Here is a 23,098-nt window from a genome sequence, read left to right on the forward strand (position 1 = left end):
GGAACGGGAATTAGGGATTCGGAGGGTGCGCTAACGCAGGCGATGTTGCGCTCTCGTAGGAGCGGCTTCAGCTGCGACCTTGTCCGGAGCCAGGAGTGAGGAGAGAGCATGGAGCCGGACGGCGCCGGCTGTTTCCATTCCCTATTCCCGGTTCCCCATTCCCGGCCTTATATCAACCACAACGACACGCCCGCCAACAACGTGCCGATGCCGGTGGCGGCGAGCACGTCGCTGGGGTAGTGCAGGCCCAGCACCACCCGCGACAGCGCCACGCAGGCGATGAAGGGCACAAGCAGGGGCGCCAGCCAGGGGTAGTAGGCCAGGGCGACGATGCCGAAGGACACCGCGTGCAGGGTGTGGCCGGAGGGGAAGCTGAACTCGTCCAGCGGCGCCACCCAGGCGCGGATGCGCATATCGGCGGCGTATGGACGCGGGCGGCGGGTCCAGCGCTTCAGACCCTTGTACAGGCTCAGCGCGACCACGCCGGTGGCGGCCATGTGCGCGGAGGCGAACACGCCGTCCATGCCGTCGCACAGCACCAGCAGGGTCATCAGCGCGTACCAGAACACGCCGTCGCCGAGGCGGCTGATCACCGCGAAGAAGCGTCGCACCGAGCGCCGCCGGCACCAGTGGTTGGCGCGCCGGCACCAGCGGGTCTCGTGCCCGCGCAGGATCTCAAGCCGCGTCGACATGCGTCCTCCGGGTGTCCGCCAGTTGGTTGAGCAGGGCATCGAAATCGGCCACCACGCGCTCCGGGCGCAGTTGCTGCATCGACGCGCAGGCCGCCTCGCCGAGACGCTGGCGCAGCGCGTCGTCGCTGCCCAGGCGCAGCGCGGCGGCGATGAAGGCCTCGTCGTCGGCCACCGCCGCACCATTGATGCCGTCGCGCAGGTATTCGCGTGCCGCGCCGTAGTCGAAGGCGACGGTGGCCACGCCACTGGCCATCGCCTCCAGGGTCACGTTGCCGAAGGTCTCGCTGCGGCTGGGGAACAGGAACAGGTCGCCGCTGGCGAAATGCCGCGCCAGCGCGTCGCCGCGCTGGATGCCGCAGAAAATGAAGTCGGGATTCTCCTGCGCCAGGCGCTCGCGCAGCGGGCCGTCGCCGACCCAGACGAAGCGCGCCCGCGGACGCTGCTGCTGCAACTGGCGGAACGCGCGCACCGCCAGCGGCAGGTTCTTCTCCGAGGCGATGCGGCCCACGTAGAGCACCGCGCAGTCGTCGTCCTGCAGGCCCCACTGCGCGCGCAACTGCGGATCGCGGCGCTGCGGCTCGAACTGCTTGCTGTCCACCGCGCGCGCCAGCAGGCGCACCCGCTCGAAACCCTGGGTGGCGAGGAAGTCGCGCAGTTCGCGGGTCGGCACCAGGGTCGCCTGGGCCTGGTTGTGGAAGCGCCGCATCCAGCGCAGCGCGGTCGACTGCAGCCAGGCCGCGCCGTACTGCGGCAGGTACTCGTCGAAGCGGGTGTGGAAGCCGGTGGCGATCGGAATGCCCAGGCGCCGCGCGCTGCGCAGCGCCGACCAGCCCAGCGGGCCCTCGGTGGCGATGTACACCGCATCCGGCGGCGCCGCCTGCCACAGCTTGGTCAGGCGCCGCGGCGCGGGCAGGCCGAATTTCAATCCGGGGTAGCGCGGCAGCGCCGCACCGCGCACCAGCCGCAGATCCGCCGGGTCGGCGTCGCCGGCCTGGCGCGGACGCACCACGTCGACCGTATGGCCGCGCGCGCGCAGCCCCAGTTCCAGCCCCTGCACGGTCAGCGCGACGCCGTTGACCTCAGGGGGATACGTCTCGGTGACGATCGCGTAGCGCATGCGGGGGCTCCGGTTTGACTAAGCCTCGCGCAATGCAGTGAAGCGAACATGTCCAGCGCATGTAGGAACGATGACGCCCACGCCGGGCGTTTAGGTGCGCTTGCATCATCAGGCGACCAGGTGCAATGGCCTGCAGGCGAGCGAGGCCTTACCCGTGTCGCTTCAGCTCAAGCAAACCACCCAATCCCCATTCCCGATTCCCCAATCCCGGCTTTCAAGCCACAAATGGACGGAAATTGATCCCCAACCCGGCCATGCCCTCGACCTCGCCGATCAGGTCGGCACGCTGCAACGGCCGCGACTCGATCCACGGCTGCGACAGGATCAGGTGCAGGTTGGCGCCGTCGGCCTTCAGTTCCAGCGCCGGGATCGGGTCGGCTTCATGCGCGCGGTGCAGCAGCACCGCCAGGCGCAGCAGCGCGGCCTTGCGCTTGGCGCTGAGCAGCAGGCGGTCGGGCAGTGCGTCGAACGCGGTCTTGGACACGTTGCGGCGGTGCGTGCGCACCAGCGTGGCCAGCACCTGCTGCTCCTGCCGCGAGAAGCCGGCAATGTCCGAGTGCTCCAGCACGTAGGCGCCGTGCACGTGGTACTGGCTGTGCGCGATGGCCTGGCCGAGTTCGTGCAGGCGCGCGGCCCAGCCGAGCATGCGCGCGTCGTCGGCATCCAGCGCCCAGTCGCCGGCGACCTGCTCGAACAGCGCCATCGCGGTGTGCTCCACGCGCGCGGCCTGCGCCTCGTCGATGCCGTAGCGCTGGGTGAGCGCGGCGATCGCGGTTTCGCGCGGATCGTTCTCGCCGCCGCGGCCGAGCATGTCGTAGAGGATGCCTTCGCGCATGGCCGCCTTGCTCACCATCAGCCGTTGCAGGCCCAAGGCCTGGAATGCCGCCTCCAGCACCAGCACGCCGCCGGCGATGATCGGCCGGCGGTCGGCGGACAGGCCGGGCAGGTCGATGTCCTCGATGCGCTTGGCCAGCAGCAGGCGGTCGCGCAACTGCGGCAGCGCCTCGGCGGTGATCGCGCCCTTGGTCAGCTTCATCGCCGCGCAGATCTCGCCGATCGCCTTGTGCGTGCCGGACGAGCCCAGCGCCTCGTGCCAGCCCAGCGCACGGTACTGCCCGGCGAACTGCTGGAACTCGGCGCCGATCTCGGTCAGCGCGTCCTTCCACTTCTTCTTGGACAGCTTGCCGCCCGGGAAGAAGCGCCGCGTGCTGGCGATGCAGCCGGCCTGCAGGCTCTCGCGTTCCAGGGTCTGGAAGCCGCTGCCGATGATGAATTCGGTGGAGCCGCCGCCGATGTCGATCACCAGGCGGCGTTCGTCCGGCTTGGGTGGCTGCGCATGGGCCACGCCGAGGTAGATCAGGCGCGCTTCCTCGCGGCCGCTGACCACTTCGATCGGATGGCCGAGCGCGGTTTCGCCGGGAATCAGGAAGGTCTGCGGCGAGCGCAGCTGGCGCACGGTGTTGGTGGCCAGCGCGCGCACCCGCAGCGAGGGCAGGTCGCGGAGGCGCTGGCCGAAGCGCGCCAGGCATTCCAGCGCGCGCTGTCGCGCCTCGGTGGACAGTCCGCCCTTGTTGTCCAGGCCGTCGGCCATGCGCACGGTCTCGCGCAGGCGGTCCACCACCCGCAACTGCCCGAGCTGGTAGCGGGCGATGACCATGTGGAAGCTGTTGGAACCCAGGTCGATGGCGGCCAGCAGGTCGCCGTCGCGCAGCGGCGGATGAGTGGGGGAGGTGGCAGGCATGGCGGAATGGTAGCCGATGCGCGGCGCGCGCCGTTGGCGCTGCGCCGCGGTGTGCTCAGAGCCCGTCGAGCAGGGCCAGCTGCGCCGAATGCGGCGGCTGGTCCTGGCCCGGGGCCAGCTTGCGGTAGTTGCCGTCGGCGTCCAGTTCCCAGGCGTTGAGATTGTCGGCCAAGTAGTTCTGCAGCACCTCGCGGTGGATGCGCTTGACCAGGTCCGGATCCAGGATCGGGAAGCCGGTCTCCACGCGCCGCAGCAGGTTGCGTTCCAGCCAGTCGGCGCTGGCGCAGAACAGTTCCGGCGCACCGTCGTTGCCGAACCAGTAGACCCGGCTATGCTCGAGGAAGCGGCCGACGATCGAGCGCACCCGGATGTTGTCGGACACGCCCGGCACGCCGGGGCGCAGGGTGCAGGCGCCGCGCACGATCAGGTCGATCTTCACGCCTGCCTGCGAGGCCGCGTACAGCGCGCGGATCACCTGCGGCTCGTTGAGCGCGTTCATCTTGGCGATGATGCGGCCCGGGCGGCCGGCATGCGCCAGCTTGGTCTCGCGTTCGATCCGGTGCAGCACGCCCGGATGCAGGGTGAAGGGCGATTGCAGCAGGCGCTTGAGGCGGATCTTCGGCGCCAGCCCGGACAACTGCTGGAACAGCAGGTGCACGTCGTTGCCGATGTCCACGTCGGAGGTGATCAGGCTGAGGTCGGTGTAGGCGCGCGCGGTGCCGCTGTGGTAGTTGCCGGTGCCCAGGTGCACGTAGCGGCGCAGCTTGCGGCCCTCGCGGCGCACGATCAGCAGCATCTTGGCGTGGGTCTTGTAGCCGACCACGCCGTACACCACCTGCACGCCGGCTTCCTGCAGGCGGTCGGCCAGGCCCAGGTTGGCCTCTTCGTCGAAGCGCGCACGCAGCTCCACCACCACGGTGACGTCCTTGCCGTTGCGCGCGGCCAGCACCAGCGCATCGACGATCGCCGAGTCCTTGCCGGTGCGGTACAGGGTCTGCTTGATCGCCAGCACGTTGGGGTCGATCGCGGCCTGCTTGATCAGGTCCAGCACCGCGGTGAAGGCGTCGAACGGGTGGTGCAGCAACACGTCGCCGGCGGCGGCGATCTCGAAGATGCCTTCGCTGTCGCGCAGGGTGCGCGGATTCATCGCCGGATACTTCAGGTCTGGGCGCTGCACCAGGTCGTAGACCTGGTTGACCCGGCTCAGGTTGACCGGGCCGTTGATCCGGTAGACCGCGTTTTCCGGCAGTTCGAAGTTCTGCAGCAGGGTGCGCACGATCGACTTCGGGCAGTCCTCGGCGATCTCCAGCCGCACCGCCGGCCGGTAGCCGCGGTTGACCAGTTCGTCGCGCAGCGCCAGCGCCAGGTTCTCCACTTCCTCCTCGTCCACCACCAGTTCCGAGTTGCGGGTGACGCGGAACTGGTAGGAGCCCATCACCTCCATGCCCGGGAACAGCTCGTCGACGAAGGTGGACAGCACCGAGGACAGGAACACGAAGCTCTGGCCGCCCTCGGCCAGGCTTTCCGGCAACTGGATGATGCGTGGCAGCGAGCGCGGCGCGCGCACGATCGCCAGGTGGCCGACGCGGCCGAACGCGTCGGTGCCCTTGAGCACCACCACGATGTTCAGCGACTTGTTGAGGATCTTCGGGAACGGATGCGCCGGGTCCAGGCCCAGCGGCGACAGCACCGGCATGATCTCGTTGCGGAAGTAGGCGCGCAGCCAGCGCTTCTGCCGCGCGTTCCAGGAATGCCGGCCGAGCACGCCGATGCCGGCGTCCTTCAGCGCCGGGCGCAGCACTTCGTTCCAGCAGCGGTACTGCTGGTCGACCAGTTGCGCGGCGCGGTCGTGGATCGAGGTGAGGATGGCGTTGGGGCTCATCCCGTCCGGCGCCGGCGGCAGCCCGAATTCCTGCGCGTGGCGCACGGTGGCGGCGCGGATCTCGAAGAACTCGTCGAGGTTGGTGCAGGAGATGCACAGGAAACGCAGCCGCTCCAGCAACGGCACCTGCGGATCCTGCGCCTGCGCCAGCACCCGGAAGTTGAAGTCCAGTTGCGACAGCTCGCGGTTGATGTACAGCGCGGGGTCGCGCAGCGGGTCGCTGGGAATGTCCGGGGGCGGCGTGGGCGGCAGGGCAGGGGCGCGGCGGGGCATGGTGTCTCTCGTTAGGCGGAGGTCAGGGTGGCATGGTCGTGCCGCGGATGCACGCGCCCGGCGCCGAAGTGGCAGGAGAAGGTGCTGCCCTTGCCGACTTCGCTCTCGATCTCCAGCCGCGCCTGGTGCAGGCCGAGCACGTGCTTGACGATCGACAGGCCCAGGCCGGTGCCGCCGCTCTCGCGCGAGCGGCTGCTGGAGACGCGGTAGAAGCGCTCGGTGATCCGCGGCAGGTGATGCGCGGGAATGCCGTAGCCGCTGTCGCGCACCGCCAGCACCGCGCCATCGCCCTCGCGGGCGAAGGTGATGCGGATGGTGCCGCCGGCCGCGGTATAGCGCACCGCGTTGGTGACCAGGTTGGAGAAGGCGCTGTGCAGTTCCTTGTTGGAGCCGACCAGGTCGCAATCGGCTTCGTCGTGGACCTCGATGCGGTGCCGGCCCTGGCTGTGCGCCTCGGCCTCGCGGCGCAGCGTGGCCAGCATCGGCGCCATCGCGATCGACTCCTCGTTGGCGTGCTCCTGCGATTCCAGCCGCGACAGGGTCAGCAGGTCCTCGACCAGCTGGGTCATGCGCTGCGACTGCTTGCGCATCTCGGCGATCATCGGCCCCGAATCCGGAAAGTCCTCCGGGTCGAGCATATCCAGGTAGCCGTGGACCACGGTCAGCGGCGTGCGCAACTCGTGCGAGACGTTGGCGACGAAATCCCGGCGCACCTGCTCCAGTTGCAGCAGCTTGCTGACGTCGCGCGCGACCAGCAGCCAGTGGTCGTCGGAATAGGGAATCAGGCGCAGGTTCAGGCGCAGGCGGTCGTCGACCGGGGAGGGCATGTCCAGCATCGGCTCGGCGTTGCGGCCGCCGCTGAGCCAGTGCGCCAGCGGCATCGGCTGCAGCCGCTCCACCACCGGCGCGCCGAGGTCGCCGGGGTGGCGCAGGCCGAGCAGGGTGCCGGCTGCTTCGTTGAACCATTGGATGCGCTGGCTGTTGCGGTCCACCACCACCACCGCGTCCGGCAGCGCCGCGGCGGCGGCGCGGTAGGCGCGCAGCATGTCCAGCAGGCGCCGCTTGCGCACGCGCATTTCCGCCTGGCTGCGGTACAGCAGCCGGTCCAGTTCGTTCCACACGCCGGTGCCGGCCGGCGGCTCCCAGCGCTGGCGCGCGGTCAGCCGCCGCAGCACCCGCCGCAGCCGCCAGTAGTGCCAGCCCATCACCCCCAGCGACATCAGGGTCAGCGCCATCCACACATGGCCGCCGATCCAGCCGATCAGCAACGCCAGCAACAGCAGGCCGGCGAGCGTGCCGAGGGTCTTCAACCAGGCGGAGCGGATGTGGCGGGGCATCGGGAACGCACTCTGTCGCAAAGGATCGTGATCCGTCCGCCGTTATAGCAGGCGAAGGCGGCGGTCAGATGGACGCAGAGAAGCGATAGCCGGAACCGCGGACGGTCTGCACCATGTTTTCCACCGAGAACGGCTCCAGCGTCTTGCGCAGGCGGCGGATGTGCACGTCGATGGTGCGCTCTTCCACGTAGACGCTGCCGCCCCAGACGTGATCGAGCAACTGCGCGCGGCTGTAGACGCGCTCGGGGTGGGTCATGAAGAAGTGCAGCAGGCGGTACTCGGTCGGGCCGATCGGCACCGGCGCCTCGCCGGCGAACACCCGGTGCGCGGCGCCGTCGATGCGCAGGCTGCCGACCGAGACGCTGCCGTCCTCGTCGTCCTCGCGGGTGCGGCGCATCACCGCGCGGATCCGCGCCAGCAGCTCGCGTGCCGAGAACGGTTTGACCACATAGTCGTCGACGCCGGCCTCCAGGCCGCCGACGCGGTCGTTCTCCTCGCCGCGGGCGGTGAGCATGATGATCGGCACTTCGCGGGTCATCGCATCCTTGCGCCAGCGCCGGGCCAGTTCCAGGCCGCTGGTGCCGGGCAGCATCCAGTCCAGCAGGATCAGATCCGGGACCCGGTCGGCGATCGAGGTCTGCGCCTCGCGGGCATCGCCGGCGTGCACCGGCTCGAAGTCGCCCTTGCGCAGGGCGAACGCGACCATGTCGCGGATGGCCGGCTCGTCGTCGACGATCAGGATGCGTTTCTGCACAACGGCACCGTGGAACTGGGGAGGAAGGTCGCCAGTAGACTACGGTTTTATTACGCTTGAGTGACGGCTGACACGGGCGCGTTTCAGCGCCGTTGCATGTCCGGGTCCTGCACGCCCTGGCGGCGCAGTTCCAGCACCGTCGGGGTGATCGCGGCGATGCGCGCGTCGATGCGCGCGCGCGCCACGTAGTCCAGGTCGCTGCGCTTCTTCAGGTTGCTCAGCTGGATCAGGGCCTGCTCCGGATGCCCGTTCAGGTAGGCCGCCTCGGCATAGGCCTCGCCGGCCCGGGTGTCGTCGCCGGCCAGTTCGCAGGCACGGGCGAAGGTGCGCTGGAACACCGGATCCTCCGCGGCCGCCCCGAGCAGCGGCCGCAGCACCGCCTGGGCGCGCTGGCCGGCCTGGCGGCCGCCCTGTTCGTTGAGGGCAGTCGCATAGCTCAGCGCCACTGCCCGGTTGCTGGGCATGCGCTTGACCAGCGCCTCGAAGCGCTGGTCGGCGGCCTGGTTGCGGCCGGCCTTGGCCTCGGCCTCGGCCACCGCCACGGTCAGCCACCAGTTGTCCGGGTGCGCCTGCAGCAGGCTTTCCAGCGTCTGCGCGACCTCCTGCGCACTGCCGCCGGCACGCAGCCGGGCCAGCGCCAGGCCGTAGCGCTGAGCATCGCTCAGGCCCTGTTTGCTGCCCTGGCGCAGGCCTTCGTACTCGCGGATCGCATCGGCCGGGGTGTTGGCGCTGAACACCCGCAGCCGCTCGCGGGCCCATTCGAACTGGCCGCTGGGGCCGCGCGCGTAGTTGGCGAACGGCAGTTGCAGGCCGCCGGGCAGCAGCGGGTTGCTGGGCGCGCCCAGCGGCTGGCTCAGCGACACGTCGTTCGGATCGACCCGCTCCTTCAGGGTGCCGCCGGGCACGCTGGTGGTCAGGGTCAGGGTGTTCTTCTTCATCTGCTCGGCGCGCTCGCGGGCCTCGCTGATGCGGGTGGTGGTGACCGGGTGGGTCATCAGGAAGTCGGGGGTGCTGTAGCCGCCCTGGTTGCCGCGCATCGCCAGCGACATGCGCTCGAAGAAGCCGGCCATCGCGTCGACGTCGTAGCCGCTGCGCGCCAGGGTGCGGATGCCCAGACGGTCGGCCTCCGATTCGTTGGAGCGGGTGTAGTCGATCTGGCGCTGCTGCATCAGCCCCAGGCCGCTGGCGATCGCCGCCTGGGTGGCGTCGCCGCTGGAGCGCCCGCCGGCCTGCTGCGCCGCGACCACCGCGGCGAGCATGCCGAGCAGGATCGGGATCTGGTCGCGCTGCGCCCGCTCGACCCCGCGCAGCACGTGCTGCTGGGTGACGTGGGCGATCTCGTGCGACAGCACCGCGGCGACCTCGTCCTCGCGCTCGGCGGTCAGCACCAGCCCGGCGTTGACCGCCACGTAGCCGCCGAGAGTGGCGAAGGCGTTGATCTGGCGGTCGCGCAGCATGAAGAAGGTGAACTTCTGCTGCGGCTGGTCGCTGTTGGCGCCGAGCCGGGTGCCCATGGTCTGCAGCCAGTCGTCGATCAGCGGGTCTTCGAGCACGTAGCCGTAGCTGCGCAGCTCGGCCAGCATCATCTTGCCGTACTCGGCCTGGCGCGCCGGGGTCAGCAGCTCGCCGGCCGAGGAGCCGATGTCCGGCAGCTTGTTCTCCTGGGCCGGCGCCACGGCGCAGGCGGTGGCCAGGGTGATCGCGAAGGCGAGCGGCAGCAGGCGCAAGACAGGCTCCAGGGGGGCAGGCGGACGCCGGGTGGCGGCCGGGACGACGGTGAATCCGGGATGATTCGCAGTGTTGCGGCAGCGGCCTCGAAAATCCACCCGGCCGCTACCATAGTGGCTTGGACCTTCTACACCGCCCGGAGTTTCCCGTGGACAACCCAACTGCCGACACCGGCCACGCCGGCGGCCCGCCGATCACCCTCTATTCCACCGCGATCTGCCCGTACTGCGTGGCGGCCAAGAACTTCCTCAAGAGCAAGGGCCGCACCTGGAACGAGGTGCGGATCGACCTGGACCCGGCCGAGCGCGAGAAGATGGTCGCGCTGGCGCGGCGCACCAGCGTGCCGCAGATCTTCGTCGGCGACGTCCACGTCGGCGGCTACGACGACATGATGGCGCTGCACCGCGCCGGCAAGCTGGAGCCGCTGCTCGACGGCCACGCCCCCGAGGCGCAGGCATGAGCGGCGCCGCGACGGGCGAGGGCGGCGCCTCCGGGCAGGACCGCGTCCGCGAGTTCACCGAGTTCCGCCAGCGCATGAACCAGCGCATCCTGGCCGAGCCGAACCAGGTGGTGCGGCGCTTCTTCGCGCTGGACACCCAGACCTACCAGGCCGGCGCGCTGGACGTGAAGACCAAGGAACTGCTCGGCCTGGTCGCCTCGCTGGTGCTGCGCTGCGACGACTGCATCAGCTATCACGTGGCCCAGTGCAAGGAGGCCGGGGTCAGCCGCGAGGAGTTCTTCGAGACGTTCTCGGTGGGCCTGGTGGTCGGCGGCTCCATCGTGATCCCGCACCTGCGTCGCGCCGTGGACTTCCTCGACACGCTGGAGGCCGGCGCCGCCGCGCCAGCGCAGCACGCGCACGATTGAGCCGCTTCGGGCTGCCCCGATGGCCACCGGCGCCCGCGCCGGAGGCCGTCCGGTTTTGGGCGCCTTCACCGGCTTCGGGCATAATTACCGCTGAAACCTCCTTGCGCCTGCAGCCCCGGTTCCCGGGCGGCGCTCCCCCCTCTTGTACGGAAACCGCAACCCTATGACGCAGACAATCACGGTCATCCGTGGCGATGGCATCGGCCCGGAGATCATGGACGCCACGCTGTTCGTGCTCGACGCGCTGAACGCCGGCCTCACCTACGAATACGCCGATGCGGGCCTGGTGGCGCTGGAGAAGCACGGCGACCTGCTGCCGGCCGCCACGCTGGAGTCGATCCGCAAGAACAAGGTGGCGCTGAAGAGCCCGCTGACCACGCCGGTGGGCGAGGGCTTCAGCTCGATCAACGTGGCCATGCGCCGCCAGTTCGACCTGTACGCCAACGTGCGTCCGGCCAAGTCGTTCCCCAACACCAAGTCGCGCTTCGGCGCCGGCGTGGACCTGATCACCGTGCGCGAGAACACCGAAGGCGCCTACCTGAGCGAAGGCCAGGAAGTGTCCGCCGACGGCGAGACCGCGCTGTCGATGGCCAAGGTGACCCGCAAGGGTTCCGAGCGCATCGTCCGCTACGCCTTCGACCTGGCCCGCGCGACCGGCCGCAAGAAGGTCACCGCGGTGCACAAGGCCAACATCATCAAGTCCACCTCGGGCCTGTTCCTGAAGGTGGCGCGCGACGTGGCGGCGAACTACCCGGAGATCGAATTCCAGGAAATGATCGTCGACAACGCGTGCATGCAGTTGGTGATGCGCCCGGAGCAGTTCGACATCATCGTCACCACCAACCTGTTCGGCGACATCCTGTCGGACCTGTGCGCCGGCCTGGTCGGCGGCCTGGGCCTGGCACCGGGCGCCAACATCGGCGTGGACGCGGCGATCTTCGAAGCCGTGCACGGCTCGGCTCCGGACATCGCCGGGCAGGGCAAGGCCAACCCGTGCGCGCTGCTGCTGGGCGCGGCGCAGCTGCTGGACCATATCGGCCAGCCGCAGAACGCCGAGCGCCTGCGCAACGCCATCGTCGCCACGCTGGAAGCCAAGGACGGTCTGACCCCGGACCTGGGTGGCAGCGGCAACACCATGGGCTTCGCCAAGGCCATCGCCAGCCGCCTCTGAGCGTCCGGAAGATCGCAGAAAAAAGAAAGGGCGCCCCAGGGCGCCCTTTCTTTTGCTCGGAAACTTGTCTGAAGCCAAGCCCGCTCATCGATCAAGGGGAGTTCGCTTTTACGATTCCCCAATCCCGATTCCCGACTCCCGGCTTCAATTCCGCGACTGCAGCTTCGACAGCAGGCGCAGGAACTCCAGGTACAGCCACACCAGCGTCACCATCAGGCCGAACGCGCCGTACCACTCCATGTACTTGGGTGCGCCCTGTTCGACGCCGCTCTCGATGAAGTCGAAGTCCAGCACCAGGTTCAGCGCCGCCACCACCACCACGAACAGGCTGAACAGGATGCCGACCGTGCCGGAGGCGTGGATGTAGGGGATCTGGATGTTGAAGAAGCCAAGCACCATCGTGGCCAGATACACCAGCGCGATGCCGCCGGTGGCCGCGACCACGCCCAGCTTGAAGTTCTCGGTGGCCTTGATCATGCCGCTGCGGTAGGCGAACAGCATCGCGAACAGGGTGCCGAAGGTCAGCAGCACGGCCTGCAGCACGATGCCGTTGAAGCGCACTTCGTACATCGCCGAGATCGATCCCAGGAAGAAGCCTTCCACCAGCGCGTACAGCGGCGCGGTGATGGGCGACCATTCCTTCTTGAAGATCGTGATCAGGGCCAGGATGAAGCCGCCGATCAGGCCGCCCAGCGCGTAGCCGGCCACGCCAGGAGCGATCATCGCGTTGCCCGCGGCATCGATCGAAACCGACTGGCTCCAGGCGAACACGGCGGTGAGCGCTGTCAGCATCAACAGGATGCCGGTCTTGTTGGCGGTGCCGTTCAGGGTCATCGCACCGCTGTCGCGCGCGACGACCGTGCCGTTGCCGGGCGAGACCACGTTGCCGCTGTGCAGATCGAGGAAGGTGGATTCCTTCAGGGCGGGGTTGCCGCTGCGAAGCATGCTGTTTTCTCCTTCAAAATGGCTCTCGGCCGATGCCGATGGCAAGCCGTGAGCATAGCGCAGGCGATGTTGCGTGCATGCGACGTTGACAGCGGGCCGCAAGCTTCCCACAATAGCCGACCTTTCCGGCCTTGGCCGCGAGGGATGTTCCGCCGGGGTATAGCGCAGTCTGGTAGCGCGCCTGCTTTGGGAGCAGGATGTCGGGGGTTCGAATCCCTCTACCCCGACCAATCCGATGTCCAACGGCGGAAAGGAATGCGACAATCCAGCCAGGGCGCCCGTAGCTCAACTGGATAGAGCACCGGCCTTCTAAGCCGGCGGTTACAGGTTCGATTCCTGTCGGGCGCGCCACATGGCGCCGGGCAGGAGATGCAAGGTTTCAATGGTGGCTGTAGCTCAGTTGGTTAGAGTACTGGATTGTGATTCCAGATGTCGGGGGTTCGAGTCCCCTCAGCCACCCCATTGATCGCGTGACCCGATGCTTCGCGGGGTGTTGCAACGAAGCAAAAAAGCACATAGAATGTGCGACTCAGTTTCAGGGCCGTTAGCTCAGTTGGTAGAGCAGTTGACTCTTAATCAATAGGTCCAAGGTTCGAATCCTTGACGGCCCACCAAAACGAAAGGCACCTGCTCCGGCAGGTGCCTTTTTCTTTGCCGGCCGGCCTGCAACAATGTGCCGGCAGGCGCCTTCCGGCGCCGCAGCGCGAAAGTGGCGGAATTGGTAGACGCCCTGGTTTTAGGTACCAGTGCCGCAAGGCGTAGGGGTTCGAGTCCCCTCTTTCGCACCATCCAGCCCCCGATGGCCCCTTGTGGCGATGGCGGGTTCGGCGTCGCCACGGCGGCCTCCCGGCCCTGCGCTGGCAGGCGCCGCGGGAATAGGCGAAACTATCTGGCTGCGGCGGCTGTCCCGTGCCCGCGCCAACCCGTACTTTTCTACATCGTGCCGAGAGCCGTGGGCTCCCGGTGGCAGGAGTCCACATGCAAGCTTCGATCGAAACCACCGGTACCCTGGAACGGCGTCTGACCTTCACCCTGCCGGAGGATCGCCTGGAAACCCATGTCGGCGGCCGCCTGCGCGAAGTCGCGCGCACCGCGCGGATCAAGGGCTTCCGTCCGGGCAAGATTCCGGCCAAGGTGATCGAGCAGCGCTTCGGGCCGCAGATCCGCGCCGAGGCGCTGGACGGCCTGCTGCGCGAGACCTTCGACTCGGCCGTGCGCGAGCACGAACTGCGCCTGGCCGGCAACCCGCGCATCGACCGCGCCGGCGACAACGAGCTGCAGTTCGTGGCCACCTTCGAAGTGGTGCCGGACTTCGGCGACATCGACGTGTCCAAGCTGCAGGTGATCCGCCACACCGCCGAGGTCACCGAGGCCGACATCGAGCAGATGATCGAGAACCTGCGCCTGCAGCGCCGCACCTGGCAGCCGGCCGCGCGTCCCGCGCAGGACGGCGACCTGGTGACCCTGGAGACTTGGTCGCAGGTCGGCGACGAGCGCCTGCCGGCCGAGGGCGTGGAGAAGGGCAGCAGCGTGATCGGCTCGGGCGTCATGTTCCCGGCGATCGAGCAGGGCCTGGTCGGCCTGTCCAAGGACGAAGAGAAGACCCTGACCGTCGACTTCCCGGCCGACTGGCGCGTGCCGCAGTTCGCCGGCAAGCAGGTCCAGGTCCATGTGAAGGCGGTCGACGTCGCCGCGCCGGTGCTGCCGGAGGTGGACAAAGAGTTCATCAAGAGCTTCGGCGTGAAGAGCGGCGATGCCGAGCAGTTCCGCAAGGACATCCGCATCAACCTCGAGCGCGAGCTCAAGGGCGCGCTGATGAACCGCCTGCGTCGCGAAGTCGGCGAGCAGCTGATCGCCGCCTACGCCTCGGTCGAAATGCCGCCGCGCCTGGTCGAGAACGAAGCGCGCGCCATGTTGGCGCAGCAGGTCGAGCAGATGCGCCGTTCCGGCCGCGACCCGGGTCAGGTGCCGGGCGACGCCCACCAGGGCTTCATGGACGCCGCGCGCAAGCGCGTGCTGGTCGGCCTGCTGGTCGGCGAGGTCGCCCGCCGCAACGAACTGCGCCTGGACCCGAAGCGGGTCTCGGAGACGCTGCGCCTGATCGCCTCGACCTACGAAGAGCCGGAGCAGGTCATTGAGATGTACCGCAACGATCCCCAATTGATGGGGGGACTGCAGAGCCGCGTGATGGAAGAGCAGGTGATCGACTGGATCGCCGAGCGCGCCCAGCACACCGAGCAGGCGATGTCGTTCCAGGATGCGATCCGTCAATAAGACGACGCGTCGCCGCGTTGCGCAGCCGACCTGCGCGACGCGGATCCCGTTTCACCTCCCCGCGGCGGCGGGGCGCAACACGATGCGAAGCCCTGCACACCCCCGTGCAGGGATGGACCCCGAGCAGCAGGAGATCACCGCGTGGACAATGTGACCAAGGCCTTGAATCTGGTTCCGATGGTGGTCGAACAGACCAGCCGCGGCGAGCGCGCCTACGACATCTATTCGCGCCTGCTGAAGGAGCGCCTGATCTTCCTGGTTGGCCCGATCGACGACCACATGGCCAATGTGATCGTGGCCCAGTTGCTGTTCCTGGAAGCGGACAATCCGGAGAAGGACATCAGCATCTACATCAACTCGCCGGGCGGCGTGGTCACCGCCGGCATGGCGATCTACGACACCATGCAGTACATCAAGCCGGACGTGAGCACCATCTGCGTCGGCCAGGCCGCCTCGATGGGCGCGCTGCTGCTGGCGTCGGGCGCTGCCGGCAAGCGCTATGCGCTGCCGAACTCGCGGGTGATGATCCACCAGCCGCTGGGCGGCTTCCAGGGCCAGGCCACCGACATCGACATCCACGCCCGCGAGATCCTGACGCTGCGCGCGCGGCTGAACGAAATCCTGGCCAAGCACACCGGCCAGTCGCTGGAAACCATCGCCCGCGACACCGAGCGCGACAACTTCAAGAGCGCCGTCGACGCGCAGGCCTACGGCCTCGTCGACCAGGTCCTGGAGCGTCGTCCGGATGAGTCCATCCAGCCGGCATAAGGCTTGCATGTACTGCAAAACGCAGCGTATTCCGCAGGGCCGGGGTCGGGCTAGCGTCCTCCCGGCCCTGTGCTATTCTCGAAATCGAACCCCCGTTCATCGGGTGGGGTAACTGGGTAAGCGAAGCAATGAGCGAAGACCGGCAAGGCCGTTCCGGCGACAGCAACAAGATCCTGTACTGCTCGTTCTGCGGCAAGAGTCAACACGAGGTCCGTAAGCTGATCGCCGGGCCCAGCGTGTTCATCTGCGACGAATGCGTCGAGTTGTGCAACGACATCATCCGCGAGGAGCTCGAGGAGAAGGCGCAGTCGGCACGCAGCAGCCTGCCCAAGCCGCGCGAGATCCTGGAAGTGCTCGACCAGTACGTGATCGGCCAGCAGCGCGCCAAGCGCACGCTCGCCGTGGCCGTGTACAACCACTACAAGCGCATCGAGAGCCGGCAGAAGAACGACGAGGTCGAACTGGCCAAGTCCAACATCCTGCTGGTCGGTCCGACCGGCTCGGGCAAGACGCTGCTGGCCGAGACGCTGGCGCGCTTGCTCAACGTGCCGTTCACCATCGCCGATGCGACCACGCTGACCGAGGCCGGCTACGTCGGCGAGGACGTGGAGAACATCATCCAGAAGCTGCTGCAGAAGTGCGACTACGACGTCGACAAGGCGCAGCAGGGCATCGTCTACATCGACGAGATCGACAAGATCTCGCGCAAGAGCGAGAACCCGTCGATCACCCGCGACGTGTCCGGCGAAGGCGTGCAGCAGGCGCTGCTGAAGCTGATCGAAGGCACGGTCGCCTCGGTGCCGCCGCAGGGCGGGCGCAAGCATCCGCAGCAGGAATTCCTGCAGGTGGACACCAAGAACATCCTGTTCATCTGCGGCGGCGCGTTCGCCGGCCTGGACAAGGTGATCCAGCAGCGCTCCAACGACGCCGGCGGCATCGGCTTCGGCGCCAAGGTGAAGAGCTCCGAGCGCAAGCGCGAGGTCGGCAAGATCCTGGCCGACGTCGAGCCGGAAGACCTGATCAAGTTCGGCCTGATCCCCGAGTTCGTCGGCCGCCTGCCGGTGGTCGCCACGCTCGAGGAGCTGGACGAGCCGGCGCTGATCAAGATCCTGACCGAGCCGAAGAACGCCATCACCAAGCAGTTCAAGAAGCTGTTCGAGATGGAAGGCGTGGAGCTGGAGTTCCGCCAGGACGCGCTGCTGGCCATCGCCAAGAAGGCGCTCAAGCGCAAGACCGGCGCGCGCGGCCTGCGCACCATCGTCGAGTCGGTGCTGCTGGACACGATGTACGAGCTGCCGTCGCAGGAAAACGTCAGCAAGGTGGTGGTGGACGAGTCGGTGATCGAGCACAAGTCCGAGCCGTACCTGATCTACCAGACCCCGCCGGCGGCGCCCAAGGTCGCCTCCGCGGAGTGACCTGGGCAGGCGGTGCGCGGCGACCCCGTCCCGCGCCCCGTGCCTGCCGGTAAGTCGCTGAAACATAAAGGGGTTATGCGCTCCCCTTGCATCGTCCAGCCGATGGCCCCATAACGGGGCCATCGGCGTTTTTATGGCCGCCCGCATCGCGTTCCCGCCTCCCAAATCGGAATCCTCATGGCCCAGTCCCAATCCGAAGTCCTCGACCTGCCGGTCCTGCCGTTGCGCGACGTCGTGGTCTTCCCGCACATGGTCATCCCGCTGTTCGTCGGTCGCGACAAATCCATGCGCGCGCTCGAGCACGCGATGGAGGCCGACAAGCGCATCCTGCTGGTCGCGCAGAAGTCCGCCGAGACCGACGACCCGGCGGCGGCCGACCTATACAACGTCGGCACGCTGGCGCAGGTGCTGCAACTGCTGAAGCTGCCCGACGGCACCATCAAGGTGCTGGTCGAGGGCCTGTCGCGGGTCAGCGTCGACAAGGTCGCCGAGCGCGACGGCGCGCTGCAGGGCGAAGGCCGCGAGATCGACGCCGCCGAATCGCGCGAGGAGCGCGAGGTCGAGGCGATCGCGCGCTCGCTGATGTCGCTGTTCGAGCAGTACGTCAAGACCAACCGCAAGCTGCCGCCGGAGTTGCTGCAGACCCTGTCCGGCATCGACGAGCCCGGCCGCCTGGCCGACACCATCGCCGCGCACATCGGCGTGCGCCTGGCCGACAAGCAGCGCCTGCTGGAAACCCTGGAAGTGGGCGAGCGCCTGGAGATGCTGGTCGGCCTGGTCGACGGCGAGATCGACGTGCAGCAGTTGGAGAAGCGCATCCGCGGCCGGGTCAAGTCGCAGATGGAGAAGAGCCAGCGCGAGTACTACCTCAACGAGCAGATGAAGGCGATCCAGAAGGAACTGGGCGACCTCGACGACGCGCCGGGCGAGCTGGAGGAACTGGCGCGCAAGATCGCCGAGGCCGGCATGCCCAAGCCGGTGGAGACCAAGGCCAAGGCCGAACTCAACAAGCTCAAGCAGATGTCGCCGATGTCGGCCGAAGCCGCGGTGGTGCGCAACTACCTCGACTGGCTGCTGGGCGTGCCGTGGAAGAAGCGCAGCAAGGTGCGCAAGGACCTGAAGGTCGCGCAGGAAACCCTCGACGCCGATCACTACGGCCTGGAGAAGGTCAAGGACCGCATCCTCGAATACCTCGCGGTGCAGTCGCGGGTGAAGCAGATGAAGGGGCCGATCCTGTGCCTGGTCGGGCCGCCGGGCGTGGGCAAGACCTCGCTGGGCCAGTCCATCGCCAAGGCCACCAACCGCAAGTTCGTGCGCATGTCGCTGGGCGGCGTGCGCGACGAGGCGGAGATCCGCGGCCATCGCCGCACCTACGTCGGCTCGATGCCGGGCCGCATCGTGCAGAACCTCAACAAGGTCGGCAGCAAGAACCCGCTGTTCGTGCTCGACGAGATCGACAAGATGTCGATGGATTTCCGCGGCGATCCGTCCTCGGCGCTGCTGGAAGTGCTCGACCCCGAGCAGAACAACGCCTTCAACGACCACTACCTGGAAGTGGACCTGGACCTGTCCGAAGTGATGTTCGTGGCGACCTCCAATTCGCTGAACATCCCCGGCCCGTTGCTGGACCGCATGGAAGTGATCCGCATCCCCGGCTACACCGAGGACGAGAAGCTCAACATCGCCGCACGCTACCTGGTGCCCAAGCAGCTCAAGGCCAATGGCCTGAAGCAGGACGAGCTGGAGATCGGTGCCGACGCGATCCGCGACATCGTGCGCTACTACACGCGCGAATCCGGCGTGCGCAACCTCGAGCGCGAAGTGGCCAAGATCTGCCGCAAGGTGGTCAAGGAGATCGCCCTGGCCGGTCCGCAGCCGGCCGCCCCGGCGAAGAAGGCCGCAGCGAAGAAGGCCGCCGCGCGCAAGGACAAGGCGCGCGTCAGCGTCGGCTCGAAGAACCTGGACAAGTACCTGGGCGTGCGCCGCTACGACTTCGGTCGCGCCGAGGAGCAGAACGAGATCGGCCTGGTGACCGGCCTGGCCTGGACCGAGGTCGGCGGCGATCTGCTGCAGATCGAATCGACCCTGGTTCCGGGCAAGGGCGCGGTGATCCTGACCGGCCAGCTCGGCGACGTGATGAAGGAATCGGCGTCGGCCGCATTGTCGGTGGTGCGTTCGCGCGCCGAGCGGCTCGGCATCGAGGCGGACTTCCTGCAGAAGCACGACGTCCACCTGCACGTGCCCGACGGCGCCACGCCCAAGGACGGCCCCAGCGCCGGCATCGCGATGGTGACCTCGCTGGTGTCGATGCTGACCAAGGTGCCGGTCAAGTCGGAGGTGGCGATGACCGGCGAGATCACCCTGCGTGGCCGCGTCTCGGCGATCGGCGGCCTCAAGGAGAAGCTGCTGGCCGCATTGCGCGGCGGCATCCGCACCGTGCTGATCCCCGAGGAGAACCGCAAGGATCTGGCCGACATCCCGGAGAACGTCACCCGCGATCTGAAGATCGTGCCGGTGAAGTGGATCGACGAAGTGCTGGATCTGGCACTGGAGCGTCCGCTCGCGCCCAAGCCCGCCGCCGACGCCGAACAGGCACCGTCGCGGCGCAAGCAGAAAGCATCCTCGAACCCGCGCGTCAAGCACTGACGCGCGCTGAACCGCACCCGCGCAAACGGCTCAAACCCGCGCCGTTGTTGGCTTTTCGGCTTGCGCGGGTATGGGCCCGCTGGTATAAATGCAGCGCTTGCGAGCACCGCGAACGGGCGTGCTTGGTAGTGCAAAACATATCCATCGGGGTCTCGCCCAGGCGAGGCAGGCCACGCCGACACCCGATCCTCAATCCGCGGTCTTCTGCCGCACATGGAGTCATCAAGAAATGAATAAAGCCGAACTGAACGACGCGATCGCCGCTGCCGCCGATATCTCCAAGGCCGAAGCCGGTCGTGCCATCGACGCCTTCGTGTCGGAAGTGACCAAGGCCCTGAAGAAGGGCGACAGCGTCACGCTCGTGGGCTTCGGCACCTTCCAGGTGCGCGACCGTGCCGAGCGCACCGGCCGCAACCCGAAGACCGGCGACTCCATCAAGATCGCGGCGTCGAAGAATCCGACGTTCAAGGCTGGTAAAGCGCTGAAGGATGCCGTAAACTAATCGACTCGCTAGGGTGCTTAGCTCAGCGGTAGAGCGTCTCCTTTACACGGAGAGGGTCGGGGGTTCGAAACCCTCAGCACCCACCAGAGCACCGAGCGACAAGTTTCAAAAGCGGAGTGGTAGTTCAGTCGGTTAGAATGCTGGCCTGTCACGCCGGAGGTCGCGGGTTCGAGTCCCGTCCACTCCGCCAGTTGTACCGAAGCCCCCGAGCGATCGGGGGTTTCGTTTCTCGCAGTCGCCGCCACGCGCCAGCGTCGGCCCGGCCGCTTCGGGAAAGCGGGCCTCGCGCCCGCCTCCGTTCAAACGCGGAGTGGTAGTTCAGTCGGTTAGAATGCTGGCCTGTCACGCCGGAGGTCGCGGGTTCGAGTCCCGTCCACTCCGCCATTTGTACGCGAAACCCCCGAGCGATCGGGGGTTTCTTTTTTTCCGCAGTACGCTGGTTTTGGTCCTCGATGCGCTCCGGATTCGCCGCCTCGACGCATGAGTGGCGCGGGTTGCCGGGCCGCCGGTTCTGCCGCAAGGCGTGAAGCGGGTTAAACTGCGCGGCTCGCCAATAGGCCGTCGGTTCCCAATGCTGCAGAAACTTCGCGAAAAGACCTCGGGCTGGATCGCCACCGCGATCATCGGTCTGTTGATGATTCCGTTCCTGTTCGTCATCGACAACAGCTACCTCGGTGGCGTCGGTGCCAACAACGTCGCCAAGGTGCAGGCGCCGCCGTCGTGGTGGTCGTCGGCGCCGTCGTGGTGGCCGGTGTCGCTGCTGTGGCAGCACCACGAAGTGAGCACGGAGCAGTTCCGTACCCGCTTCGAGCAGGCGCGCATCCAGGCGCGCGAACAGCAGGGCGAGAACTTCGATCCGCGCGCGTTCGAAAGCATCGACAACAAGCGCAAGCTGCTCGATCAGCTGATCGACGAGCAGGTGGCGAAGTTGTCGGCAGAGCGCGCCGGTGTGGTCATCGGCGATGCCGCGGTGCGCGATTACATCAGCTCCATGCCTGCGTTCCAGAACGACGGCAAGTTCGATCCGGAGCGCTACCGCCTGGCTCTGGCCTCGGGCACGCCGCCGCGTACGCCGACCATGTTCCAGCAACTGGTGCGCGACGCGCTGCAGCAGTCGGTGATTCCGTCGGGCATCGCCGAATCGGCGTTCGCCACCAAGCCGGAAACCGAGCGCCTGCTGAAGATGCTGGGCGAGACCCGCGACGTGGAGATGGCGCTGTTGCCGGAGATGCCGGCCGACACCGCACCGGTCAGCGACGCGCAGGTGCAGCAGTGGTACGACTCGCACAAATCCGACTTCAAGCAGCCGGAAACCGTGACGATCGAGTACGTCGACCTCAACGCGGCCAGCCTTCCGCCGGTCAAGCCGGCCGACGAGGCGACGCTGCGCAAGCGCTACGACGACGAGAAGGCGCGCTTCGTCGAGCCCGACCAGCGGCTGGCTTCGCACATCCTGATCAGCGCCGGCAAGGACGCGGCCTCGCAGAAGGCTGCCGAGGCCAAGGCGGCCAAGCTGGCGGCCGAAGCCAAGCAGCCCGGCGCCGATTTCGCCGCGCTGGCCCGCGCCAACTCCGATGACCCTGGTTCCAAGAACGCCGGCGGCGATCTGGGCTGGGTGGAGAAGGGCGTGATGGTGAAGCCGTTCGAGGACGCGCTGTTCGCGATGAAGCCCGGCGAGATCGTCGGCCCGATCAAGAGCGAATTCGGCTATCACGTGATCCAGCTGCGCCAAGTCAAGGGCGGCGAAGGCAAGTCGTTCGAGCAGGTGCGCGACCAGCTCGCCAGCGAGCAGTTGAAGGCCGACGGCGAGAAGGCCTTCAGCGACCTGAGCGGCAAGCTGGTGGACCTGGTCTACAAGAACCCGACCGCGCTGGCTTCGGCGGCGAAGGAAGTGGGACTGCCGGTGCAGACGTTGGGGCCGTTCTCGCGCGCCACCGCCAGCGGCATCGCCGCACAGCCGGCGGTGCTGCGCGCCGCGTTCTCCGACACCCTGGTGCAGGACGGCACGGTCAGCGACCCGATCAACCTGGGGCCGAACCACAGCGTGCTGATCCGCGTGACCCAGCACCAGCCGGAACAGATCCAGCCGCTGGCCAAGGTGCATGAGCAGGTCGTGGCCGCGGTGCATGCCGACCGCACCGCCAAGGCGGCCGCTGCCAAGGCCGATGCGCTGCTGGAGCGTTTGCGCAAGGGCGAGACCCTGCAGGCCCTGGCCGGCGCGGAGAAGCTGCAGATCAACCCGATGCCGGGTCTGCCGCGCAACGTGCCGATGCCGAGCGCGCAGGCCAGCCAGGCGATCTTCAGCGCGCCGCAGCCGGCCGACGGCAAGCCGTCGGTGGGCAAGGTCGAGCTGCCTGCCGCGCCGGGCACCGTGGGCAAGCGCTATGCGCTGTTTGCGGTCACCAAGGTGACGCCAGGCGACCTGAGCAAGGTGCCGGCCGAGCAGCAGACCATGTTCCAGCAGCAGCTGGCGCGCATCGAAGGCGAGGCCGACGCCAAGGCCTACGTCGATGCGATGCGCAAGCGCTTCAAGATCAGCGTGCAGGAATCGCAGCTGTAACCGCGGCTTCGACAGCGCAAAGCGGCACGCAACAGGCCCGGCATTGCCGGGCCTGTTGCGTTTCAGGTGCGTGGTTTATCGGCGTGTGCGATTTGCTGTGGGGGAGGCGCGCAACGTTGACGCAAGTGTGGACGTGCGCCTGCCGATGGCCGGCATGCCTTCAGTGGCGCGAATGGGCGGCAAGCGCGTTACGTCGCTACCTTGGCCGGCGCGATGCGCTGTCCCTGCTGGCGGCCATCGAAACAGAGTCTGTTGCCGATGGCGCGTGCGCGCAGTTGCGCTAGCGGCTGGACGTGGCGATACGCCTGCCTTCCAGGCGCTCATGCTGATCGTAGGTGCCCATCGGGCCGAGGAAACGGGTGGTCATCCCCGCAGCGTGGCTGCACATCCGCGGACGTTGCAGCATGGGCCGGACCTCGTCCCGCC

The 23,098-nt window shown here is 67.8% G+C and carries 18 protein-coding genes and 8 tRNA genes; 17 read left to right on the forward strand and 9 right to left on the reverse strand.

Annotated elements, in window-relative coordinates:
- Nucleotides 1-167 precede the first annotated feature (167 nt).
- The 7 genes from SLW52_RS02605 to SLW52_RS02635 all read right to left on the reverse strand — a co-directional run bounded on the left by SLW52_RS02605 (nucleotide 168) and on the right by SLW52_RS02635 (nucleotide 9,523).
- On the reverse strand, nucleotides 168-692 hold the full coding sequence (locus tag SLW52_RS02605) for a phosphatase PAP2 family protein (RefSeq protein ID WP_152180698.1): 525 nt from the start codon (nucleotides 690-692) through the stop codon (nucleotides 168-170).
- The gene (locus SLW52_RS02610; RefSeq protein ID WP_017907842.1) at nucleotides 676-1,809 is read right to left on the reverse strand and encodes a glycosyltransferase family 1 protein; all 1,134 of its coding nucleotides are present in this window, start codon (nucleotides 1,807-1,809) and stop codon (nucleotides 676-678) included. Before SLW52_RS02610 ends, SLW52_RS02605 begins: the two co-directional genes overlap by 17 nt.
- A gap of 214 nt (nucleotides 1,810-2,023) precedes the next feature.
- The gene (gene ppx / locus SLW52_RS02615; protein ID WP_017907841.1) at nucleotides 2,024-3,550 is read right to left on the reverse strand and encodes an exopolyphosphatase; all 1,527 of its coding nucleotides are present in this window, start codon (nucleotides 3,548-3,550) and stop codon (nucleotides 2,024-2,026) included.
- A 55-nt stretch (nucleotides 3,551-3,605) separates the two neighbouring features.
- Nucleotides 3,606-5,705: a polyphosphate kinase 1 gene (ppk1, locus tag SLW52_RS02620; protein WP_148828563.1), complete on the reverse strand. Its 2,100-nt coding sequence runs from the start codon at nucleotides 5,703-5,705 to the stop codon at nucleotides 3,606-3,608.
- An 11-nt stretch (nucleotides 5,706-5,716) separates the two neighbouring features.
- A complete protein-coding gene (gene phoR / locus SLW52_RS02625; protein ID WP_017907839.1) occupies nucleotides 5,717-7,042 on the reverse strand; it encodes a phosphate regulon sensor histidine kinase PhoR in 1,326 nt (441 codons plus the stop codon).
- Between the two features lie 64 nt (nucleotides 7,043-7,106).
- Nucleotides 7,107-7,796, reverse strand: a complete 690-nt coding sequence (phoB, locus tag SLW52_RS02630; RefSeq protein WP_017907838.1) for a phosphate regulon transcriptional regulator PhoB — start codon at nucleotides 7,794-7,796, stop codon at nucleotides 7,107-7,109.
- Nucleotides 7,797-7,879: 83 nt separating this feature from the next.
- Nucleotides 7,880-9,523 (reverse strand): M48 family metalloprotease, encoded by a 1,644-nt coding sequence (locus SLW52_RS02635; protein WP_017907837.1) that lies wholly within the window; start codon nucleotides 9,521-9,523, stop codon nucleotides 7,880-7,882.
- A gap of 149 nt (nucleotides 9,524-9,672) precedes the next feature.
- Between SLW52_RS02635 and grxC the strand changes: the two genes are divergently transcribed.
- From grxC to SLW52_RS02650, 3 genes are all read left to right on the forward strand, one after another.
- A complete protein-coding gene (gene grxC, locus SLW52_RS02640) occupies nucleotides 9,673-9,984 on the forward strand; it encodes a glutaredoxin 3 (protein ID WP_017907836.1) in 312 nt (103 codons plus the stop codon).
- Nucleotides 9,981-10,391 (forward strand): carboxymuconolactone decarboxylase family protein, encoded by a 411-nt coding sequence (locus SLW52_RS02645; RefSeq protein ID WP_017917387.1) that lies wholly within the window; start codon nucleotides 9,981-9,983, stop codon nucleotides 10,389-10,391. The genes grxC and SLW52_RS02645 overlap by 4 nt, the downstream gene beginning before the upstream one ends.
- 163 nt (nucleotides 10,392-10,554) lie before the next feature.
- Nucleotides 10,555-11,562 carry an isocitrate dehydrogenase gene (locus SLW52_RS02650; RefSeq protein ID WP_017907834.1) on the forward strand — a complete coding sequence of 336 codons (1,008 nt, stop codon included), beginning with the start codon at nucleotides 10,555-10,557 and terminating at the stop codon, nucleotides 11,560-11,562.
- A gap of 144 nt (nucleotides 11,563-11,706) precedes the next feature.
- On the opposite strand, the gene SLW52_RS02655 is transcribed toward SLW52_RS02650, so the two are convergent.
- Nucleotides 11,707-12,507 carry a Bax inhibitor-1/YccA family protein gene (locus SLW52_RS02655; protein WP_017917385.1) on the reverse strand — a complete coding sequence of 267 codons (801 nt, stop codon included), beginning with the start codon at nucleotides 12,505-12,507 and terminating at the stop codon, nucleotides 11,707-11,709.
- 153 nt (nucleotides 12,508-12,660) lie between these two features.
- Here SLW52_RS02655 and SLW52_RS02660 point away from each other — a divergent pair.
- From SLW52_RS02660 to SLW52_RS02725, 14 genes are all read left to right on the forward strand, one after another.
- Nucleotides 12,661-12,737 (forward strand) — tRNA-Pro (locus SLW52_RS02660).
- A 44-nt stretch (nucleotides 12,738-12,781) separates the two neighbouring features.
- Nucleotides 12,782-12,858: transfer RNA gene (locus tag SLW52_RS02665), tRNA-Arg, on the forward strand.
- A gap of 34 nt (nucleotides 12,859-12,892) precedes the next feature.
- Nucleotides 12,893-12,969: transfer RNA gene (locus SLW52_RS02670), tRNA-His, on the forward strand.
- Between the two features lie 76 nt (nucleotides 12,970-13,045).
- A tRNA-Lys gene (locus SLW52_RS02675) sits at nucleotides 13,046-13,121 on the forward strand.
- A gap of 89 nt (nucleotides 13,122-13,210) precedes the next feature.
- Nucleotides 13,211-13,295, forward strand: a tRNA-Leu gene (locus SLW52_RS02680).
- A 190-nt stretch (nucleotides 13,296-13,485) separates the two neighbouring features.
- A complete protein-coding gene (tig, locus tag SLW52_RS02685; protein WP_320739490.1) occupies nucleotides 13,486-14,781 on the forward strand; it encodes a trigger factor in 1,296 nt (431 codons plus the stop codon).
- 141 nt (nucleotides 14,782-14,922) lie between these two features.
- Complete coding sequence (gene clpP, locus SLW52_RS02690; RefSeq protein WP_017907831.1) at nucleotides 14,923-15,549, forward strand: ATP-dependent Clp endopeptidase proteolytic subunit ClpP; 627 nt, start codon at nucleotides 14,923-14,925, stop codon at nucleotides 15,547-15,549.
- Nucleotides 15,550-15,677: 128 nt separating this feature from the next.
- Nucleotides 15,678-16,964, forward strand: a complete 1,287-nt coding sequence (gene clpX, locus SLW52_RS02695) for an ATP-dependent Clp protease ATP-binding subunit ClpX (protein ID WP_017907830.1) — start codon at nucleotides 15,678-15,680, stop codon at nucleotides 16,962-16,964.
- Between the two features lie 177 nt (nucleotides 16,965-17,141).
- Nucleotides 17,142-19,610 carry an endopeptidase La gene (gene lon, locus SLW52_RS02700; protein ID WP_320739488.1) on the forward strand — a complete coding sequence of 823 codons (2,469 nt, stop codon included), beginning with the start codon at nucleotides 17,142-17,144 and terminating at the stop codon, nucleotides 19,608-19,610.
- A gap of 88 nt (nucleotides 19,611-19,698) precedes the next feature.
- Nucleotides 19,699-20,112, forward strand: a complete 414-nt coding sequence (locus SLW52_RS02705; RefSeq protein WP_157835168.1) for an HU family DNA-binding protein — start codon at nucleotides 19,699-19,701, stop codon at nucleotides 20,110-20,112.
- 11 nt (nucleotides 20,113-20,123) lie between these two features.
- Nucleotides 20,124-20,198, forward strand: a tRNA-Val gene (locus SLW52_RS02710).
- Nucleotides 20,199-20,225: 27 nt separating this feature from the next.
- Nucleotides 20,226-20,302: transfer RNA gene (locus tag SLW52_RS02715), tRNA-Asp, on the forward strand.
- A 117-nt stretch (nucleotides 20,303-20,419) separates the two neighbouring features.
- Nucleotides 20,420-20,496: transfer RNA gene (locus SLW52_RS02720), tRNA-Asp, on the forward strand.
- A 187-nt stretch (nucleotides 20,497-20,683) separates the two neighbouring features.
- Nucleotides 20,684-22,672 carry a peptidylprolyl isomerase gene (locus tag SLW52_RS02725; RefSeq protein ID WP_320739487.1) on the forward strand — a complete coding sequence of 663 codons (1,989 nt, stop codon included), beginning with the start codon at nucleotides 20,684-20,686 and terminating at the stop codon, nucleotides 22,670-22,672.
- 280 nt (nucleotides 22,673-22,952) lie between these two features.
- Here the strand turns inward: SLW52_RS02725 and SLW52_RS02730 are convergent, their stop codons facing one another.
- Nucleotides 22,953-23,078 (reverse strand): hypothetical protein, encoded by a 126-nt coding sequence (locus SLW52_RS02730; protein WP_320744230.1) that lies wholly within the window; start codon nucleotides 23,076-23,078, stop codon nucleotides 22,953-22,955.
- Nucleotides 23,079-23,098 lie beyond the last annotated feature (20 nt).

It is taken from the genome of Xanthomonas sp. LF02-5 (assembly GCF_034105325.1).
In the GTDB taxonomy this organism is placed as follows: domain Bacteria; phylum Pseudomonadota; class Gammaproteobacteria; order Xanthomonadales; family Xanthomonadaceae; genus Xanthomonas_A; species Xanthomonas_A sontii.

What these genes read in the sequence shown, in the direction of transcription:
- SLW52_RS02605 (WP_152180698.1), bottom strand. Translation starts at nt 692, where the DNA reads ATGTCGACGCGGCTTGAGATCCTGCGCGGGCACGAGACCCGCTGGTGC.
- SLW52_RS02610 (WP_017907842.1), bottom strand. Translation starts at nt 1,809, where the DNA reads ATGCGCTACGCGATCGTCACCGAGACGTATCCCCCTGAGGTCAACGGC.
- ppx (WP_017907841.1), bottom strand. Translation starts at nt 3,550, where the DNA reads ATGCCTGCCACCTCCCCCACTCATCCGCCGCTGCGCGACGGCGACCTG.
- ppk1 (WP_148828563.1), bottom strand. Translation starts at nt 5,705, where the DNA reads ATGCCCCGCCGCGCCCCTGCCCTGCCGCCCACGCCGCCCCCGGACATT.
- phoR (WP_017907839.1), bottom strand. Translation starts at nt 7,042, where the DNA reads ATGCCCCGCCACATCCGCTCCGCCTGGTTGAAGACCCTCGGCACGCTC.
- SLW52_RS02645 (WP_017917387.1), top strand. Translation starts at nt 9,981, where the DNA reads ATGAGCGGCGCCGCGACGGGCGAGGGCGGCGCCTCCGGGCAGGACCGC.
- SLW52_RS02650 (WP_017907834.1), top strand. Translation starts at nt 10,555, where the DNA reads ATGACGCAGACAATCACGGTCATCCGTGGCGATGGCATCGGCCCGGAG.
- SLW52_RS02655 (WP_017917385.1), bottom strand. Translation starts at nt 12,507, where the DNA reads ATGCTTCGCAGCGGCAACCCCGCCCTGAAGGAATCCACCTTCCTCGAT.
- tig (WP_320739490.1), top strand. Translation starts at nt 13,486, where the DNA reads ATGCAAGCTTCGATCGAAACCACCGGTACCCTGGAACGGCGTCTGACC.
- clpX (WP_017907830.1), top strand. Translation starts at nt 15,678, where the DNA reads ATGAGCGAAGACCGGCAAGGCCGTTCCGGCGACAGCAACAAGATCCTG.
- lon (WP_320739488.1), top strand. Translation starts at nt 17,142, where the DNA reads ATGGCCCAGTCCCAATCCGAAGTCCTCGACCTGCCGGTCCTGCCGTTG.
- SLW52_RS02705 (WP_157835168.1), top strand. Translation starts at nt 19,699, where the DNA reads ATGCAGCGCTTGCGAGCACCGCGAACGGGCGTGCTTGGTAGTGCAAAA.
- SLW52_RS02725 (WP_320739487.1), top strand. Translation starts at nt 20,684, where the DNA reads ATGCTGCAGAAACTTCGCGAAAAGACCTCGGGCTGGATCGCCACCGCG.
- SLW52_RS02730 (WP_320744230.1), bottom strand. Translation starts at nt 23,078, where the DNA reads ATGCTGCAACGTCCGCGGATGTGCAGCCACGCTGCGGGGATGACCACC.